We start from the raw sequence: 17,278 nt of genomic DNA, 5'->3' as shown, positions 1-17,278 counted from the left end.
CGTGCCTTACTCCGCCGCTTCCAGAACCGCGCCGTGCGATGACGCATTGCGCGTGTACTGGTCGATGCGCGCTTCCATTTCCGGACGGAAGTGCTTGATCAGGCCCTGGATCGGCCATGCGGCTGCGTCGCCGAGCGCGCAGATCGTGTGGCCTTCCACCTGCTTGGTGACGTCGAACAGCATGTCGATCTCGCGCTTCTGAGCGCGACCCTGAACCATGCGTTCCATGACGCGCATCATCCAGCCGGTACCTTCGCGGCACGGCGTGCACTGGCCGCAGCTCTCGTGCTTGTAGAAGGCCGAGAGACGCCAGATCGCCTTGATGATGTCGGTCGACTTGTCCATGACGATGACGGCGGCGGTTCCAAGGCTGGAGCCGACCTCGCGCAGACCGTCGAAATCCATGATCGCGTCCTTCATCTGCGCGCCAGGCACGCAAGGAACGGACGAACCGCCGGGGATGACGGCAAGCAGGTTGTCCCAGCCGCCGCGAATGCCGCCACAGTGCTTTTCGATCAGCTCATGGAACGGGATCGACATCGCATCTTCGACCGTGCACGGACGGTTGACGTGACCGGAGACCGAATAGAGCTTGGTGCCGTGGTTGTTCGGACGGCCGAAGCTCGTGTACCAGCCGGCGCCGCGACGCAGGATCGTCGGGGTGACCGCGATCGACTCGACGTTGTTGACGGTCGTCGGGCAGCCGTAGAGGCCCATGTTGGCCGGGAATGGCGGCTTCAGGCGCGGCTGGCCCTTCTTGCCTTCGAGGCTTTCGAGCAGCGCGGTTTCTTCGCCACAGATATAGGCGCCGGCACCATGGTGCACATAGATGTCGATGTCGTAGCCGAGCTTGTTGTTCTTTCCGAGCAGGCCGTAGGCGTAGCACTCGTCGATCGCCGCCTGCAGCGCCTCGCGCTCGCGGACGAATTCGCCGCGCACGTAGATGTAAGCGACATGCGCACCCATCGCGAAGGAAGCAATGACACAGCCTTCGATCAGCGTGTGCGGATCGTGACGCATGATGTCACGGTCCTTGCAGGTGCCGGGCTCGGACTCGTCGGCGTTGACGACGAGGTAATGCGGACGGCCGTCGCTTTCCTTCGGCATGAAGGACCACTTGAGGCCCGTCGGGAAGCCGGCGCCGCCACGACCGCGAAGGCCGGAAGCCTTCACTTCGTTGACGATCCAGTCACGGCCCTTTTCGAGCAGCTGCTTGGTGCCGTCCCAGTGGCCGCGCGCCATGGCGCCCTTCAGGGACTTGTCCTTGAGGCCGTAGATGTTGGTAAAGATGCGGTCTTCATCTCTGAGCATAATTCACCTCTTTACCGCGGCTTCTTGCCGAAGACCTTGATGTATTCGGCTTCGCCGCCCTTGGCGAGCGCCTTGGCCTGCTTGACCCAGTCGTCGCGTTCGATGCGGCCCTTGAAATTCAGGTATCCGTCAACCCACTCGCGCTCCGCCTTCTTCCACGAAGCAACTTGCGCGTAGGTGTAGATGCCCAGTTCGTTGAGCGTACCTTCGATCTTCGGACCGACGCCCGAGATCAGCTTGAGGTCGTCGACAGCTGCCGGCTTCTCGATGCCGGCCGGACGGTTCTTGTCCTCCAGCGACGGCTTGCCGGACACGGCGGCGGCCTTCACCGGGGTCGACTTGTCGACGGTGTCGCCTTCGACCTTGGCGTTGGCAGCGGCTTCCGCCTTTGCCGTTGCCGGCGTCTTCAGCGAAGCATTGGTCTCGCTCGCTGCGGTCTTGACACGGCCGGCGTTCGACGGCGGAACCGAAACGGCCGGAGCATCGCTTGCCTTCTTGGCAGCGCCGGGCGCAGCCTTGGAGCCTGCCGCCATCAGCGTGGTCGGGCCACCCTCGGGTGCGGAATAGATGCGATCGATCTGCGGACCGGGGGTAACTTCAGCACCCTTGCCTGCCTCAAACCGGTCGATGATCTGCTCGAGTTGCTCGGGCGTCAGGTCTTCGAAGGTGTCCTTGAAGATCATGACCATCGGCGCGTTGACGCAGGCGCCCTGACATTCGACTTCTTCCCAGGAGAGCGTGCCGCTCTCGTTCAGGGTGAAGGGATCATGGGCAATCTTGCTCTTGCAGACCTTGATCAGGTCTTCGGCGCCACGCAGCATGCAGGGCGTCGTGCCGCAAACCTGAACGTGGGCACGCGTGCCGACCGGCTTCAACTGGAACTGGGTGTAGAAGGTCGCAACTTCGAGCGCGCGTATATACGGCATGCCGAGCATGTCCGCGATCGACTCGATGGCAGCCTTCGTAACCCAACCGTCCTGGTCCTGAGCGCGCATCAACAACGGGATGACGGCAGACTGCTCACGACCCTTGGGGTATTTGTTGATCGTTTCCTTCGCCCAGGCGGCGTTCTCCTTGCTGAAGGCAAAGCTCGCTGGCTGGACGGTGTCTTCGGCTAGTCGACGAACGGACATTCTAGTGGACACCTTATCAGTTAATCGAACCGCACCGCGATTTCGTCACCGAGACGAATTCGCAGGCATAGGCTGACTGGTCTTTCTGCAAAAATACGATGTAGCGTGTGCCATTGGCGACCGCGGCCTTGATCTCGTAGCCCTTGGCAACGAGATCGGCCATCGAGCCCCCGCGCATGCCGCCCGACGACGCACCGCTATCGACCTGCTCCTGCGCGGAAGCGGTCGATGCGAGTGCGAGAAGAGCGAGCGTGGCCAGGGGCGCGAGACGCATCAGCGGTCCACCTCACCGAACACGATATCGAGGGAGCCCAGCACGGCCGAAACGTCGGCAAGCTGGTGTCCCCGACAGAGGAAATCCATCGCCTGGAGATGCGCATAACCCGGAGCGCGGATCTTGCAGCGATAGGGCTTGTTAGTGCCGTCGGAGACGAGATAGACGCCGAATTCGCCCTTCGGCGCTTCGACGGCGGCGTAAACGTCGCCGGCCGGCACGTGGTAGCCTTCGGTGTAGAGCTTGAAGTGGTGGATGAGCGCTTCCATCGAACGCTTCATCTCGCCGCGCTTCGGCGGAACGATCTTGCCGTCGAGCGACGAAACCGGGCCGACCTTGGCGTCGCCGAGCAGGCGATCGACGCACTGGCGCATGATGCGCGCCGACTGGCGCATTTCGATCATGCGGATCAGGTAGCGGTCGAAGCAGTCGCCGTTCTTGCCGATCGGGATATCGAACTCCATGTCCGAATAGCATTCGTAGGGCTGCGAACGGCGAAGGTCCCAGGCAGCGCCCGAGCCACGTACCATCACGCCCGAGAAGCCCCAGGCCCAGGCATCGTCGAGCTTGACGACGCCGATGTCGACGTTGCGCTGCTTGAAGATGCGGTTGCCGGTCAAGAGTTCGTCGATATCGTCGACGGTCTTCAGGAACGGATCGATCCACTTGCCGATGTCTTCGACGAGTTCGTGCGGCAGGTCCTGGTGGACGCCGCCCGGACGGAAATAGGCCGAGTGCATGCGCGCGCCACAGGCACGCTCATAAAACACCATCAGCTTTTCGCGCTCTTCGAAGCCCCAGAGCGGAGGCGTCAGCGCACCGACGTCCATCGCCTGCGTCGTGACGTTCAGAAGATGCGACAGGATACGGCCGATTTCCGAATAGAGAACGCGGATGAGCTGGCCACGGATCGGAACTTCCGTGCCCGTCAGCTTCTCAACAGCCAGAGCGAAAGCGTGCTCCTGGTTCATCGGCGCCACGTAATCGAGGCGGTCGAAATAGGGCACGGCCTGCAGATAGGTCTTGGTCTCGATCAGCTTCTCGGTGCCGCGATGCAGCAGGCCGATATGCGGATCGACGCGCTCGACGATTTCGCCATCAAGCTCGAGCACCAGACGAAGAACGCCGTGGGCCGCCGGATGCTGCGGGCCAAAGTTGATGTTGAAGTTGCGGACGTTATGTTCGGTCATACCGATTGCTCCAGGCCGGACGGCAGCCGTTCACCGGCTACCGCGGACCATTTAGTCTCACCGTGCTTTCGCCTTCTCGTCGCCGGGCAGCACGTAGTCCGTGCCTTCCCAGGGAGAGAGGAAGTCGAAGTTGCGGAATTCCTGCTTCAGTTCGACGGGTTCGTAGACGACGCGCTTTGCTTCGTCGTCGTAACGCACTTCGACAAAACCGGTGACCGGGAAGTCCTTGCGCAGCGGGTGTCCTTCGAAACCGTAGTCCGTCAGGATGCGACGCAGGTCAGGGTGGCCGGTAAACAGGATGCCGTACATGTCGTAGGCTTCGCGCTCGAACCAGTCGGCACCGGGATAGACCGGCGTGGCCGACGGAACCGGCTCGTTCTCGCCGGTTGCGACCTTGATGCGCACGCGCAGGTTCTGGCGCGGCGACAAGAGATGATAGACAACGTCGAAACGGTCCGGCCGCTGCGGCCAGTCGACGCCGCAGACGTCGACGAAATTGACGAATGCGCACTGCACATCGTCACGAAGGAACGTCAGCAGCGCAATCAGGTTCGCTGATGTCGTCGTCAGCGTCAGCTCGCCATAGGCGAGCGATGCGTCGGAGATCAGCGCGCCGCGCGTTTCGCGCAGGTAGGACGCAAGCTCATTCAGGGCTTCACTCATATCAAAGACCCCCTGCCCTTAGCGCTCGATCGTGCCGGTCCGGCGGATCTTCTTCTGCAGCAGGAGCACGCCGTAAAGCAGCGCTTCTGCCGTGGGAGGACAGCCTGGCACGTAGATGTCGACGGGAACGACGCGGTCGCAGCCGCGAACAACCGAATAGGAATAGTGGTAGTAGCCGCCGCCATTGGCGCACGAGCCCATCGAGATGACGTAACGCGGCTCCGGCATCTGGTCATAGACCTTGCGGAGCGCGGGCGCCATCTTGTTGGTCAGCGTGCCGGCGACGATCATGACGTCGGACTGGCGCGGCGAGGCGCGCGGCGCAAAACCGAAGCGCTCTGCGTCGTAACGCGGCATCGACATCTGCATCATCTCGACCGCGCAGCAGGCGAGACCGAAGGTCATCCACATCAGCGAACCGGTACGGGCCCAGTTGATGAGCTCGTCGGTCGAGGTGACCAGAAAACCCTTGTCGGCGAGCTCATTGTTGATCTCGCCGAAGAATGCGTCATTGCTGCCAATCGGCTTGCCGGTGGAGGGATCGATGATCCCTTTCGGCTTGGGCGCAACGAGCGTGGTGCCGGAGGTCAGTTCCATTCCAGCGCTCCCTTCTTCCATTCATAGATAAAGCCGATCGTCAGCACACCGAGGAAGACCATCATCGACCAGAACCCGAACCAGCCGAGCTCGTGGAACGATACCGCCCAGGGGAAGAGGAAGGCGACCTCAAGGTCGAAGATGATGAAGAGGATCGACACGAGGTAGAAGCGGATGTCGAACTTCATGCGGGCGTCGTCGAACGCATTGAAGCCGCACTCGTAGGCCGACAGCTTTTCCGAATCAGGAGCCTTGAAGGCGACGGCGAAGGGAGCAATCAGAAGCGCCACACCGATCACCAATGCGATTCCAATGAAAATCGCGATCGGAACGTAGGAACCGAGAAGTTCAGTCATTGTTATCCGTCCCTGCCTGCGGGAGGGCGCATGGGAGAGCGCCAGAACAACAAATCTCGCAGGCCGAAAAATATGTTGCAACGCCGGAGTGGTTAGCGCAGCCCGCGCCGTCGCGCAAGCCTTGAGGGGCCATTTAAACCGCTTCGCACCACAGGATCAGACGGGTGATACCGACAAAGCGCGGATTTGCGGGCTGACGCAAACTTTACGGTAAAACAAAGCGAGACGAGACAGATTGCCGCAGCGCACAATCCGGCCCTAAGGCCGACGCGATTTGCAATAAGGAGGAGAGAAGAAATGGCGCGAGTGACGGGGCTCGAACCCGCGACCTCCGGCGTGACAGGCCGGCACTCTAACCGACTGAGCTACACCCGCGCATGATGACCGCGAACGATCATTAGTACCACCATCGGCCCTCGATGAGAACCTAAGGCAATTCCAGATCAAGAGTGGCGCGAGTGACGGGGCTCGAACCCGCGACCTCCGGCGTGACAGGCCGGCACTCTAACCGACTGAGCTACACCCGCATCATCTTGACTTGGTTGAGGCGTTTCCGCCCCGCATCGAGCAGCAGCGCCGTTCGATGAGCGGCTAACTAAGCGGTTCGGATTGGGGTGTCAAGCGTGTTTGAAGACAAATCCGTGACGGAATGAAAATTGATCCACAGGGCAATAAAACGATCGAAATCAGAACGGACCAATGACGCCTGCCGCCACCGACCCATCGCCCCTACCCGATCATGCATTCGTCCATGCGCGTACAGGGAGGCTGATTCCGGATCCTTCTTCCCTCCCTCCCCCCGCGCGTCGTTGCCGGGGCGCCATACGCGTATTTTGTCCACAAGCACGAAGCCCGCAGTTTCAGGGGGTCGCGCAATCGCCAACAAAAAAAATCAAAAAAACGATACAAATGCTCTTGCGGTTTTTTTCGGTTACGCCTAGATCACGGCCACCGACGCGGCGGACTGATCCGGTCCAAACGCGGAAGGGCGATTAGCTCAGTTGGTAGAGCGCCTCGTTTACACCGAGGATGTCGGGAGTTCGAGTCTCTCATCGCCCACCATTTTCTCCCAAAGAAAAACATCACCGAACCCGCCGTATTTGTCGCTCACGTTATCGCGTGACGTTTGCGATCTGCCTTTCGTTCTGAGTTGCTTTCGCTTTGGATCTCGGCCGTCAGCGGCCGGGAATCAGGGATTCGACGGCCCCGATCGCGATACCCGCCGCCGTCACCCGCGCCTGAAGCAGCAAGACCGCCAAATCCCAATGTATCGGTAGGCGCAGCGGCGCTAGCCGCCGCGATACTGCTCGTCGCTGACATGCTCCAGCCAATCCACAGCCTTGCCGTCGAGCGCCTCCTGAATCGCAAGGTGGACCATCGCCGTATCGGGCGCTGCACCGTGCCAGTGCTTTTCGCCCGGCGGGAACCAGACGACATCGCCCATGCGAATCTCCTGCACCGGGCCACCCCAGCTTTGCACGAGGCCACGGCCGGCGGTGACAACCAGGGTCTGGCCGAGCGGATGCGTATGCCAGGCCGTGCGCGCGCCGGGCTCGAAGGTGACGCTGATGGCGCGGACGCGCGCCGGTTCAGCGGCCTCGATTACCGGGTCCTGGCGCACCGTGCCGGTGAAGTATTCCGCCGGAGCGCGCATCGAAGGTCTCGATCCACCGGGTATGATGTCCATCTCTCGTTCCTCCGATTTTCGTATGTGCGCTCGTCCTCAGCAGAAATGCGCCACGGCCAGCAGGCCCGACCTCATCCGCGAACCTATCATAACCTGTGAATTGTCACAGTCGGACAGGCCTCACGGGCGATCTCGCAAAGATGTTCGTGGTGCGTCAGATAGATCACCTGGCCGACACGCGCCATTTCGGCCATTTGCTCGAAGGCGCGGCCTGCGCGCCCGTCGTCAAAGGTCTCCATGATGTCGTCGGCGATGAAGGGCAGCGATTCGCGGGCGGCGGCAATTTCGTGATAGCCGGCGATCCTGAGTGCCAGATAGAGCTGAAAGCGCGTGCCCTTGGAAAGGTCCTTTGCAAGCTTCGATCCGCCGCCAGCGGCGTTGGCGATCAGAAACTCCTGCCCCTTGTCAGATTGTGCCGACAGGCCGGAATATTCGCCACCGCTGATGCGGCTGAAGGTTTCCGACGCACGGCGCATCATGGCGCTGCGATGCTTCTCGCGGAAAAGTCGAAGTGCAGTCTCGGCCGCGATAACGCCGGCCCGAAGCCGCAGGTAGGCAAGCGCCTTGCTTTCGATCTCGAGCAGCAGCGTCCGCCGTTTTTGGTCGAGCTCAGCGACCGTATCTCCACCCTCTACGGCGGAGAGCGCCTTTTCCTTCTCCCGCATGTCCGTGTGCAATTCGCTGACGTCGCGGTCGGCTTCTTCGAGCGCCCCGTCGAGCCGCACCAATTCCAGCCGCACGGCCGCATCATCGAGTTCGGAGAGTAGCGCCTCGGCCTCAGCGCATTCGGCAACGCCAAGGCGCTGCGCGAGATCCGCTTCCGATTCGACGATGCGCTGGCGTAGCCGTTGTTGTTCTCGGGCGGCATCAAGAAACTGACCTGCCTCGTCGAGCGTCTCACAATCGAAAAATTCAAGGACAAGCCGTGTGCGCCCGACATGAAATTCCTGCTCCGACCTCACACCACGCCGTTCATCCTCAAGGCGGGCGAGCTCCAATACAAAGGTCGCTCTGCGATCGGAAAGCCGCTGCGCCTCCGCTGCGCGCGCCTTGAGCGCCATGTAGGTCACGAGCGTATCGTCCACGCTTGGCTCTCCGGCGAGCTCGGCAATGACACTCTGGAAGGCAAGCTGGTCCTTGCGCATGCCGGCGATGCGATATTCGAGGTCGGCCTGACGCTGCGTAAGCTTGTCGAGTTCCTGCAGGATCGCAAGCATAGGGCCGACCTGAGCCGGCACGAGCGGTTCGTCGCGCGCGCCCAGCCAGTTCCTCGAGAGAAGCGCCGCCCATTGCTCCTGCCAGTCGGTCATCTCGCCCTCCGCAAGAGCAAGGGCCGATTGCCGGGCCTCAAGGACCATTTTGGCGCGCTTTGCCATGTCGCGGGCCGCACCGAGGCTACCGGCGAGCGCCTGTGCCTGCGATACCGCCTGTTCGGCAACCAGCAGAAGGCCGTCGAGCCGTTCCGGCAGGCGTCCCGTCATGTCGATTGCCAGGAGTTCATCGCGTAGCCCAGCGATTGCCTCGCCCTCTTCGGCATGGGCGCGATCGATCTCCATTTGCGCGGAGCGCAATTGTGCCCGTAATTCGAGTGCCCCATGGCGGACCACCAACCAGGCCTCCAGTTGCGGCAGGCTCATGCCGCGCGGTAAGCCACAGTCAGCGACACCTGATGCCAACAGCTCCGCCTGCATAGCCGCATCCGTCCGAGCTTGCCTCTCCTGCTCACGCAAGACGTCTACTCGCACCCGTCGTTCGGCAATCGACAGCGCCAGGCCGCGCATGTCGGCAAGCCTGCTCGTCTCGGAGAGACGCATCGCCGTGGCTTCGTCGTCCTCGGCCATGACGCGTTCGAAGGCTGCTGCCGTCTCAACGACAAGCCGGGCCGTGTGCGCGCGCCAAGCCTCGTCACGGCGGCGACGCAATGCTGCGGCCGAACCGTCGTCCAGGGCGCTGCCGGTCGCAGAAATCCCGGCAAGCCGCGCCTCGTCGCCTGCAAGCAGCTCCCGCTCGCCGGCCATGCGGTCGGCGAGACGTTCTTGACGCTCCTGCTGGGCCGCCATCAACCTGCGCCACCCATCCAGTGTCGCGGGTGCCGGAACACCGAGTGCGTGCAGATCGTCGACGCTTCCGGCAAATGGCTTCAGCAGCACGAGCTTGTCAGCAAGTTCCGCAGCCAGCCGAGCCTTCGACGCCTCGGCCACCTGCCTGCGCACGACACAATCCCTGCGTCGCGCGTGTGACACCTGCGCGGCAAGAGCGGAGACGTCCACTGCCCCCTGCTCCTCGAGCGTCGCCAGCTTGTGCTCGGCATCCCGGCTTGCTTCGACGGTGATCTGCAGTTCCTGTCGAGCCGAGGCCAGGCGCTCGACGAGCGCAGAGTGCCGGCGGGCAAGATCCTGAAGGTCGGCTACCGTACCCGCTGGCAACAGAAGAGCTGCGGGGTCGCGGTCAGCGGGCTCGCCAAGCCGCAGCAGGCAGCCAAGTATTTCTGCCTCAGCCCTTGCCAGATCGTCCTGCCTGGATGGCATATCCCGCGCCGCAGTCACATAGCGCGCATCGAGAGCGGTCTCCTGAAGGGCTGCAAGGCGCTCGATCAGGAGAAGATCCGCCTTGTCCACCTGCACCGCTTCCAGCGCATCGCGGCGATGCTGCGTTTCACTGCTGTTCTGCTGCAGCCTGATCGCAATCTCCGTCTCCTGACGCTGGAGCACCGGCAGCTCGCTCACCCAAGCCGCGGGCGGTACAGGCAACGGCGGAGCACTCGCCAGCTCCGCACGAAGCGTCTGCAGCCGGCCGAAATACGGCAGCGCCTCGATCTCGGCTTTATGGCGCGCGCGCGCCAGTCTCAGCTCGGTGCGACGCGTGTTCGCCTCGTCGTGACGTTCGCGTGCCTGCGTCAGCGTCTTGCGCAGGGCTGCATACTCCCGCGCATTGATATCGAGTGCATTGCGTTCGGTCCTGAGCGCGTCCAGCTCGGCCTTCAGCTCCGCAAGTTGATGCTTGCGTGCCTGCGGCCGGTAGAAGGCGTCGGCCCTCACTCGCAGGGCTGAAAGAATGGCGGCACTGTCCGGCAAGCCGGAGCTTGCGGAAAACAAGAGCGACCCGAGTTCGCCCTCGTTTTTCAGGATCGCTTCGCCGCCCTTCTCAATGCTCTCGTCGTCCAGCGAGAACATCATCTGGTAGGTGTCGCGATCGATCGCGCCGAGCGCTCCGGAAAACAGGTTGTCGGGCAAGGGCTGCTCGTCGAGGCCGACCAGCGAGTTCGTCTTTCGCTTGATCCGGAAGACGCGATCGCTGCGGCCAGCCGCTTCGATCGTGCCGCCCACGCGCATCGTCTGGTATGGGTGCAGGAAGCCGTAGGGGCTGGAATGCTCGATGCCGAAGAGCAGGTCGAGGAAGCCTGAGAACAGGGTCGACTTTCCAGCCTCGTTCGGGCCGTAGACGATGTGGAGGTCGGGCGTGCCGGGCACGCTGTCGCCGAAGTCGAGGCGGCGATCGGTGAATTTGCCGTAGCGGACGAGATCGAGCGCGCTGAGCCGCATCAGTGGCCACCCTCGCCGGCGCCGCCGCCATGCAGATGGGCGAGCACCTCGGCGGTTCCCGACACGCCGGCTTCAAACGCCAGCCGCGCGACCGCCTCTTCGTCCGGCGCCAGCGATTGGCGAAGCTCGGGCGGAAGCTGTTGCAAAACATCTTCCACGGCTGCCAGCACGTCCTGGCGAAACCCGTGCGCCGGCAGGACGTCCGTTTCGACGAGTGCGGCCAACTCTTCGACGGGATCGAGCATGGTGCCCGGTTTTTCGGTCCGGGCATTGCCACAGGTGAGCTCGACCTTCTCGATCCAACATCCGACGATGCCGGCGGCGATGTTGTCGATCTCCGCCCGCAGCAGGTCGGCGTCGCGGCGAAGGCGCCAAGCCAAGGGCGTCGCGCCGGCGAGCGCCAGGCGCAAGATGACGTTCTCTGCCGCTGTTTCACCACAGATGCGCGACAGCGCCTGCCTGACGGCATCGAGCATATCGCGCCATTCCGTGATGCCCGTCAGATCGACACGAAGGCGTTCGAAGCTGGCAATGCCGATCGCCCGCTCGGCAACACTGAGGCGGCCATCGTCGTCAACCGTGACGAGCGACACGCTCTTCACGCCGACCTCGTTGATGTCGCGGCCCTGCGGCATGCCCGGCATGACGATGAAAGGCTCTGCCGCATGGACCTGCCGCTGATGGATATGGCCGAGCGCCCAGTAATCGAAACCATGGGCAACGAGATCGGCGACGCTGCAGGGGGCATAGAGATCATGACCGGCGGCGCCGGCGAGGCTCGTGTGCAGCATGCCGATGTTCACCGCGCCGGGCACCGGCGGCTGGAAGGCCGGAAGCAGGCTTTCGGGCGCATGCGGGCTGGCGAAGCTTACCCCGTGCACATAGACGTCACGACCACTTGCCAGCGTCTTGGCAACCACCGCCTTCGCCTTGCCCTTGAAGACGTGGGTCGATGGCGGCAGGGTCAGCTCATTGGTGACCTGTGACTGGGCGTCGTGATTGCCGCGAATGATGAAGACGCGGATGCCGTGTTCGTCGAGCCGGCGCAGTTCCCGGCCGAGAAACAGGGCCGTGTTCATCGACGTCTGGCTGCCGTCATAGAGGTCGCCGGCAATCAGCAAGGCATCGGCCTCTTCGGCGATGCAAAGATCGACGATCTTGACCAGGGCCTGCCGTGACGCCCCGCGCACGATCTCTGCGAGATCGGCGTTTCTAAGGGCGAGGCTGCGGAGGGGCGAATCGAGGTGCAGGTCTGCGGTATGGACGAAACGGAAGGGCATGGCCGACCATGGCCGCCCCGCCATCGCCCGTCAATCAGCCGTCATGCGTCATCCACTTGCGAGATGCGCAGCCTGCCGGAAAGCATATTTCGGAATTCCGAAGTAAAGACAACGCTAATACAGATGCGACCGGCGGAAATAGTTAACATCGTCCACTCCAGACATCGCGGCGCTACCTGCAAATATCAGATTATACTCACTTTAATCGATTAGGGCTTTTGTAACATCTTGTTCGATAGGTTTGCCCCGGCTGCGTTTCACGCGCGGCCAGGCACCGGAATGATTCCTGCTTCGGCTATCCGCTCCGTCATGACGATCAAGAGCCGGAATGACTTAATTCAAGTACAGTTTTACGGACGGCCGTCCTTCCGGGGGTACCATGTCACGGCTCAAGATTTCCCACACGCTTATTGCCCTTTTCCTCGTGGTTGCCGTTATCGTCTCGGCACTTGCCGTTTCATCTCTCGGCGGCATCAAGATGATGAACGAGCGCAACAACGAGATCGCCACCACCTGGCTGCCGCGCGTCTCGCTTTCCCGCGCGCTCGAAACGCAGCTTTCCGATACCCGCATGGCGTTTGCGCGCCATCTGATTTCCCTGACCCCGTTTGAAAAGAAGGCGGCGGAGAAGGTCATCGGCGAGACCGTCGCAGGCTTCAACAAGCTCGCTGACGAATATTCGAGCCTGATGGTCACCGATGCCGACAAGGCAGGGCTCGACAATGTCCGGACCGCCTATCAGGCCTATCTCTCGGTCGCCGAAGGCATGGTCAAGCTCTCCAACAACCTCGAGAACATGAAGGCGCAGAGCGTCTTCAAGGTCGAGATGCGCGAGACAGAAGGCAAGGTCGACGAAGCGATCAAGGAAATGCGTGCGCTGAACCTCGCCGGTGCAGATGCCGCCGTTGCAGCAAGCTCGGCGACGCATGACCAGATCCGCATGATCGAGATCGGCGTCATCGCCCTTGCCGCCGTCATCGTGCTCGGCGCCATCCTCTATGCCGTGCGCGGCATTGCTCGCCCGATCCAGATCATCACCCGATCGATGGCACGCCTTGCCGAAGGCGACACCGACAGCAGCATCCCCTATGGCGCCCGCAAGGACGAAATCGGCGAGATGGCCCGTGCCGTCGAGGTCTTCCGCCAGGCGGCGATCACCAACCAGCATCTCGAAGCCGACGCCCAGACGCAGCGCGCCAAGGCGGAAGCGGAACGCGTGCGCGTGACGGAAGAAGCGGAAGCCGCAGCCCAGCGCCGCCTTCAGGAAGCAACCGCCGGTCTTGCCACCGGCCTGCGTCGCCTCGCCTCGGGCGATCTCGCCTTCCAGCTCAACGAACCCTTCTCGCCCGATTTCGAGCAGTTGCGTCACGACCTCAACCAGGCCGTCGCCCAGCTCGCCGACACGCTTGCCGCCGTTTCGGCAGCCTCGGGCAGCATCGACAGCGGTGCCCGCGAAGTCAGCCAGAGCGCCGACGACCTGTCGCGACGGACGGAGCAGCAGGCGGCCTCGCTGGAAGAGACTGCAGCCGCGCTCGACCAGATCACCGTCAATGTCGGCAATTCGTCGAAGCGCACCCACGAGGCCCGCACCGTTGCCGGCCAGGCCAACGAAAGCGCCCGCAAGTCCGGCGCGATCGTCTCGGGTGCTGTCGACGCCATGGGCCGCATCGAGCATTCGTCGAGCCAGATCTCCAACATCATCGGCGTGATCGACGAGATCGCTTTCCAGACCAACCTGCTGGCTCTCAATGCCGGCGTCGAAGCTGCCCGCGCCGGTGATGCCGGCAAGGGCTTCGCCGTCGTCGCCCAGGAAGTGCGCGAGCTTGCCCAGCGCTCGGCCAACGCCGCCAAGGAGATCAAGGATCTGATCCGCAACTCCGCCGTCGAAGTCGAAAGCGGTGTCCGGCTCGTTCGCGAAACCGGCGAAGCTTTGCGCACGATCGAAGGCTTCATCGTCACGATCAACCAGCACATGGACGCGATCGCCGTCTCGGCGCAGGAACAGTCCGCCGGGCTTTCCGAAGTCAACACGGCCGTCAACCAGATGGACCAGGTCACGCAGCAGAACGCGGCAATGGTCGAGGAAGCCAATGCGGCAAGCGCTCAGCTTGCCCAGGAAGCCGGCCGCCTGCGGGAACTGATCGCACGCTTCACGCTCGCCGAGGCCGGTGATCACGGTTACGCCCAGTCGACCGGCGCATCGCGTTGGGCCGCCTGATCGCGACCCGAGGCGACGCGCAAGTCGTGTGACGTGCAAACGGTCGCCGATTGCGAGAATTTCTTGCCGAACAAAGTGAAACGGCCGCCAGAAATGGCGGCCGTTTCTTTGTCGGCGACGGAGTTACCGTGAAACGCCGGAGGTTTGTGTCGACAAATGCGGCAATTATAACTATCACTAATGTTACTGCCATTTCACATGGCACCTCATGAAATTCCAGCGACGATCATGAAGAAGACATTCGAAGTATCCGATAGACTGTTCGAGCTTTACCACCGGGTTCACCGGCTGGTGAACGAATCGATGACCGAGGAAGGCGTGTCGCTGGCGCGCAGCAAGTTCCTCTTCTTCCTCAGCAAGCTCGGCCCCTGTCGCTCGACCGACATCGCCTGTGCGCTGAACTTCGCGCCGCGCACGGTCACCGAAGCGATCGACGGCCTGGAGCGTGACCGCCTGGTCATGCGCAAGCCCGATCCCGAGGACCGGCGCGCCAAGATCGTCTCGATCACCGAAACCGGCCGCATCGTTCTGGAAGCCGCCGAACATCCCCGCAAACAGCTGCTCGAGGAAATCTTCTCCGCACTCGACGATGAAGAACTCGACGCGCTCTATGACATCGTCGGCAAGCTGGTCGACCGGACGGACGAGATCCGCAAGCGCAAGGATGAGGCCGAAGAGGCAGCGCAGGTCGCGATCGCCCGCTAGGCTCGGGCCGCCTTTCGCAAATCAACAGTTTCGAAACAGAAAGAGGCCGGGACGTCATGTCCCGGCCTCTCCCGTTTTCTCCGGGCGGTAACGCTTACATCGCGTTGATGGCGCCAATGGAGAAGAACAGGGTTTCGCCAGAGGAGTCGTCGACGCCGTCATTGTCGGTAACGACATAGCCGTTGCCGGCGGCATCGACGGTGAAGCCTTCGACCTTGTCGACGACGTAGCCGTTCAGCGCCTTCAGTTCCGGAATGAGGTCACGAACCTCTTCCTTCTTGACGACAGGCAATTCACCGCCAAGGGCAGCCGGCTTCAGTTCCGACAGCGCAACGCGATAGATCTTCTTGAGCTTGGCAGCCTGGCCGATCAGGTTGTCGCGCTCGATGATGTAGGCGTAGTCGCCGTGAACGGAGATTTCCGACAGGCCGACCCAGCCGTCACCGGCCTTTTCCAGCGGGTAGCGCACCGCACCCCATTCTTCGCTCTTCGGGTTGTAGGAGACGAGCTTGACGAAGCCCTTCTCGTCATCCTTCCACTCGCGCTGAACCGCCATCCACAGCGTCTGCTCTTCGCCTTCGCCGACAACGGTGATGCCTTCGAAGCCGAAGCGGGTTTCGCCGGCGCGCAGCGCTTCCGGCAGGGCGATTTCCTTCTTGATCTCGCCCTTCTTGTTCACGTGGAAGATCGCGTGGCTGTAGAGCTTGTCGGAGTTGCCTTCCGACGCGAGCCAGAAGCCCCCTTCCCCGTCATTGGCGATGCCTTCGATGTCGAGCTTCTGAGCCGGTGCGCCGTCACGGGTGATGGCGAGCGCTTCGGTGATCAGCGCCGGCTTCTGGGTAGCGTCGATGGTGAAGATCGTCGGCTGCGACGAGTAGACCGAATCATTGACGGCGCGCAGGAAGCCGGGCTTGTCGGCGACGGCAACGAGACCGGAGAGCGCACCGAAGCCGATCGGCAGGCCGTCCTTCTCGGCGGAGCGGATCTGCGGATAAGCAGCTTCGCCCTCGGCACGCTCGTAGATCATGACGTGCGAACGTGCGCCGCCATCCTCGACGAGATCGACTTCGTTAGCGGTCGCAAAGAGATTGCGCGACGGGATCGCGACGGCGCCTTCCGGCGAAATGCCCGACGGCAGGAGCTGCAGCAGCTCAGGCTCTGCGCCCGTGTCCTTGTAGACGCCGACGATCGAAGCGCGCTCGGCCAGCACGAAGAACAGGTTGTCGTCGCCGAACTTCGCCGCTTCCAGGCCCTCGGGCTCAACACCCTTGGCCGAAGAGCGCTTCTCCGGATAGTGGCCGATGGCGGCAACCGCGTGCTCGAAACTCGCGCCCGATTCGAACAGCATCTTGCCGGTGGCGTCGAAGATCGTGAAGCCGCGCGAACCGCCTTCATAGTCGCCTTCGTTGGCAACGACGATGCGGTCGTCGTCGAGCCACTTCACCGCATCGGGCTCGCGCTTGCGGCCCGGCTGCTCGTCCTTGAAGGCGATCGCGCCGTTACGCTTGGTGTCGATGTTCTTGAGGTCGACCGTGCCGGCGGAGAAGTGCGTCTTCACGGTCCCGGTCTTGCCGTCGATGATGACGATGTGATTGTTTTCCTGCAGGGTCAGCGCGATCTCGTCCTTGCCGTTGAAGGAAACGAATTCCGGCTCCGGGTCTTCACCGGCGATTTCGGCAAGACCGGTCAGCGTCACGCGCTTCAGCGAACCGCAATCGGCAACACCATCCTTCAGCGGCAGGATAACGAGTTCGCCGGCCGGCATCTGCGGGATCTTGCCATCGTTCAGCTCTTCGTCACGCTCGTTTTCGATGGCGATGGCAGCAAGCGTGCGGTCCTTGTTGACGGCGATCGAATCCGGCTGGCCGCCGAGATCACAGGTCGCATCGACTTTCTTCGACGCCAGATCGACGATCGCCAGAAGCCCGGACGGCTTGACGAAGCTCTCGCGCGTGTTAACTGCGACGAGTGCCTTTGCACCGGCGATGGTGACCGAAGTCGGCTCGCCGTCAAAGGAAACCGTGCCGGCTGCCTTCGGCGCCTTGGCATCGGTAATGTCGATCAGGCCGACGCGCTTGCCGGGGCTGTCGGAATAGACGAGCAGATTGCCGTCCTCGCTGGCCGTGATGATTTCGGCGGATGTCGGCGCCTTGCGCGCATCGCCTTCCGGCAGGTTATCGGCAACAGCAAAGGATGCAATGCGGTTGAAGACGGGCTCGGCCGCCGCAGGAAATGCTGCGGAGGCAAGAAGAACGGCCGCGAGCGCAGTCACGCGCGAAGTGATGGTCATGAAATCCCCCATGTGCGAACACTGAAAACATG

The 17,278-nt window shown here is 62.5% G+C and carries 13 protein-coding genes and 3 tRNA genes; 3 read left to right on the top strand and 13 right to left on the bottom strand.

The window, feature by feature from the left end:
• Nucleotides 1-6: 6 nt before the first annotated feature.
• The 9 genes from nuoF to ACIQUG_RS01085 form a co-directional block, all read right to left on the bottom strand.
• A complete protein-coding gene (gene nuoF / locus ACIQUG_RS01125) occupies nt 7-1,311 on the bottom strand; it encodes an NADH-quinone oxidoreductase subunit NuoF (protein WP_402316567.1) in 1,305 nt (434 codons plus the stop codon).
• An 11-nt stretch (nt 1,312-1,322) separates the two neighbouring features.
• Entirely contained in the window at nt 1,323-2,444 is a 1,122-nt protein-coding gene (locus ACIQUG_RS01120; RefSeq protein ID WP_402316564.1) for an NADH-quinone oxidoreductase subunit E, read from the bottom strand.
• Between the two features lie 16 nt (nt 2,445-2,460).
• A complete protein-coding gene (locus tag ACIQUG_RS01115; protein ID WP_402316561.1) occupies nt 2,461-2,718 on the bottom strand; it encodes a hypothetical protein in 258 nt (85 codons plus the stop codon).
• Nucleotides 2,718-3,908: an NADH-quinone oxidoreductase subunit D gene (locus ACIQUG_RS01110; protein ID WP_043626155.1), complete on the bottom strand. Its 1,191-nt coding sequence runs from the start codon at nt 3,906-3,908 to the stop codon at nt 2,718-2,720. Before ACIQUG_RS01110 ends, ACIQUG_RS01115 begins: the two co-directional genes overlap by 1 nt.
• Nucleotides 3,909-3,965: 57 nt before the next feature.
• Nucleotides 3,966-4,571 (bottom strand): NADH-quinone oxidoreductase subunit C, encoded by a 606-nt coding sequence (locus ACIQUG_RS01105; protein WP_043626158.1) that lies wholly within the window; start codon nt 4,569-4,571, stop codon nt 3,966-3,968.
• Between the two features lie 18 nt (nt 4,572-4,589).
• Nucleotides 4,590-5,168, bottom strand: a complete 579-nt coding sequence (locus tag ACIQUG_RS01100) for an NADH-quinone oxidoreductase subunit B family protein (protein ID WP_034803591.1) — start codon at nt 5,166-5,168, stop codon at nt 4,590-4,592.
• Nucleotides 5,159-5,524, bottom strand: a complete 366-nt coding sequence (locus ACIQUG_RS01095; RefSeq protein WP_034803593.1) for an NADH-quinone oxidoreductase subunit A — start codon at nt 5,522-5,524, stop codon at nt 5,159-5,161. Before ACIQUG_RS01095 ends, ACIQUG_RS01100 begins: the two co-directional genes overlap by 10 nt.
• A 298-nt stretch (nt 5,525-5,822) precedes the next feature.
• A tRNA-Asp gene (locus ACIQUG_RS01090) sits at nt 5,823-5,899 on the bottom strand.
• Between the two features lie 75 nt (nt 5,900-5,974).
• Nucleotides 5,975-6,051: transfer RNA gene (locus ACIQUG_RS01085), tRNA-Asp, on the bottom strand.
• Between the two features lie 459 nt (nt 6,052-6,510).
• Here ACIQUG_RS01085 and ACIQUG_RS01080 point away from each other — a divergent pair.
• A tRNA-Val gene (locus ACIQUG_RS01080) sits at nt 6,511-6,586 on the top strand.
• 226 nt (nt 6,587-6,812) lie between these two features.
• Here ACIQUG_RS01080 and ACIQUG_RS01075 read toward each other — a convergent pair.
• The 3 genes from ACIQUG_RS01075 to ACIQUG_RS01065 all read right to left on the bottom strand — a co-directional run bounded on the left by ACIQUG_RS01075 (nt 6,813) and on the right by ACIQUG_RS01065 (nt 12,033).
• Complete coding sequence (locus ACIQUG_RS01075) at nt 6,813-7,211, bottom strand: cupin domain-containing protein (RefSeq protein ID WP_402316556.1); 399 nt, start codon at nt 7,209-7,211, stop codon at nt 6,813-6,815.
• Nucleotides 7,212-7,297: 86 nt separating this feature from the next.
• Nucleotides 7,298-10,753, bottom strand: a complete 3,456-nt coding sequence (locus tag ACIQUG_RS01070) for an AAA family ATPase (protein WP_402316553.1) — start codon at nt 10,751-10,753, stop codon at nt 7,298-7,300.
• Nucleotides 10,753-12,033 (bottom strand): exonuclease SbcCD subunit D, encoded by a 1,281-nt coding sequence (locus ACIQUG_RS01065; RefSeq protein WP_402316550.1) that lies wholly within the window; start codon nt 12,031-12,033, stop codon nt 10,753-10,755. Before ACIQUG_RS01065 ends, ACIQUG_RS01070 begins: the two co-directional genes overlap by 1 nt.
• A 379-nt stretch (nt 12,034-12,412) precedes the next feature.
• Here ACIQUG_RS01065 and ACIQUG_RS01060 point away from each other — a divergent pair, with 379 nt between their 5' ends.
• Together ACIQUG_RS01060 and ACIQUG_RS01055 are read left to right on the top strand one after the other, a co-directional pair.
• A complete protein-coding gene (locus ACIQUG_RS01060) occupies nt 12,413-14,251 on the top strand; it encodes a methyl-accepting chemotaxis protein (protein ID WP_402316547.1) in 1,839 nt (612 codons plus the stop codon).
• 228 nt (nt 14,252-14,479) lie between these two features.
• Nucleotides 14,480-14,956 carry a MarR family winged helix-turn-helix transcriptional regulator gene (locus ACIQUG_RS01055; RefSeq protein WP_043611481.1) on the top strand — a complete coding sequence of 159 codons (477 nt, stop codon included), beginning with the start codon at nt 14,480-14,482 and terminating at the stop codon, nt 14,954-14,956.
• A 94-nt stretch (nt 14,957-15,050) separates the two neighbouring features.
• Here ACIQUG_RS01055 and ACIQUG_RS01050 read toward each other — a convergent pair whose 3' ends face one another.
• A complete protein-coding gene (locus ACIQUG_RS01050) occupies nt 15,051-17,258 on the bottom strand; it encodes an esterase-like activity of phytase family protein (protein ID WP_402316544.1) in 2,208 nt (735 codons plus the stop codon).
• Nucleotides 17,259-17,278 lie beyond the last annotated feature (20 nt).

Origin of the sequence: Ensifer sp. NPDC090286, assembly GCF_044769565.1 — a bacterium.
Lineage (GTDB): Bacteria > Pseudomonadota > Alphaproteobacteria > Rhizobiales > Rhizobiaceae > Ensifer.
Note: the sequence above shows the minus strand (reverse complement) of the source record. Positions and strands in the feature narration are given on the sequence as shown.

Bases quoted from the DNA above. Each gene is read 5' to 3' on its own strand.
- nuoF (WP_402316567.1), bottom strand. From the start codon at position 1,311: ATGCTCAGAGATGAAGACCGCATCTTTACCAACATCTACGGCCTCAAG.
- ACIQUG_RS01120 (WP_402316564.1), bottom strand. From the start codon at position 2,444: ATGTCCGTTCGTCGACTAGCCGAAGACACCGTCCAGCCAGCGAGCTTT.
- ACIQUG_RS01115 (WP_402316561.1), bottom strand. From the start codon at position 2,718: ATGCGTCTCGCGCCCCTGGCCACGCTCGCTCTTCTCGCACTCGCATCG.
- ACIQUG_RS01110 (WP_043626155.1), bottom strand. From the start codon at position 3,908: ATGACCGAACATAACGTCCGCAACTTCAACATCAACTTTGGCCCGCAG.
- ACIQUG_RS01105 (WP_043626158.1), bottom strand. From the start codon at position 4,571: ATGAGTGAAGCCCTGAATGAGCTTGCGTCCTACCTGCGCGAAACGCGC.
- ACIQUG_RS01100 (WP_034803591.1), bottom strand. From the start codon at position 5,168: ATGGAACTGACCTCCGGCACCACGCTCGTTGCGCCCAAGCCGAAAGGG.
- ACIQUG_RS01095 (WP_034803593.1), bottom strand. From the start codon at position 5,524: ATGACTGAACTTCTCGGTTCCTACGTTCCGATCGCGATTTTCATTGGA.
- ACIQUG_RS01075 (WP_402316556.1), bottom strand. From the start codon at position 7,211: ATGGACATCATACCCGGTGGATCGAGACCTTCGATGCGCGCTCCGGCG.
- ACIQUG_RS01070 (WP_402316553.1), bottom strand. From the start codon at position 10,753: ATGCGGCTCAGCGCGCTCGATCTCGTCCGCTACGGCAAATTCACCGAT.
- ACIQUG_RS01065 (WP_402316550.1), bottom strand. From the start codon at position 12,033: ATGCCCTTCCGTTTCGTCCATACCGCAGACCTGCACCTCGATTCGCCC.
- ACIQUG_RS01060 (WP_402316547.1), top strand. From the start codon at position 12,413: ATGTCACGGCTCAAGATTTCCCACACGCTTATTGCCCTTTTCCTCGTG.
- ACIQUG_RS01055 (WP_043611481.1), top strand. From the start codon at position 14,480: ATGAAGAAGACATTCGAAGTATCCGATAGACTGTTCGAGCTTTACCAC.
- ACIQUG_RS01050 (WP_402316544.1), bottom strand. From the start codon at position 17,258: ATGGGGGATTTCATGACCATCACTTCGCGCGTGACTGCGCTCGCGGCC.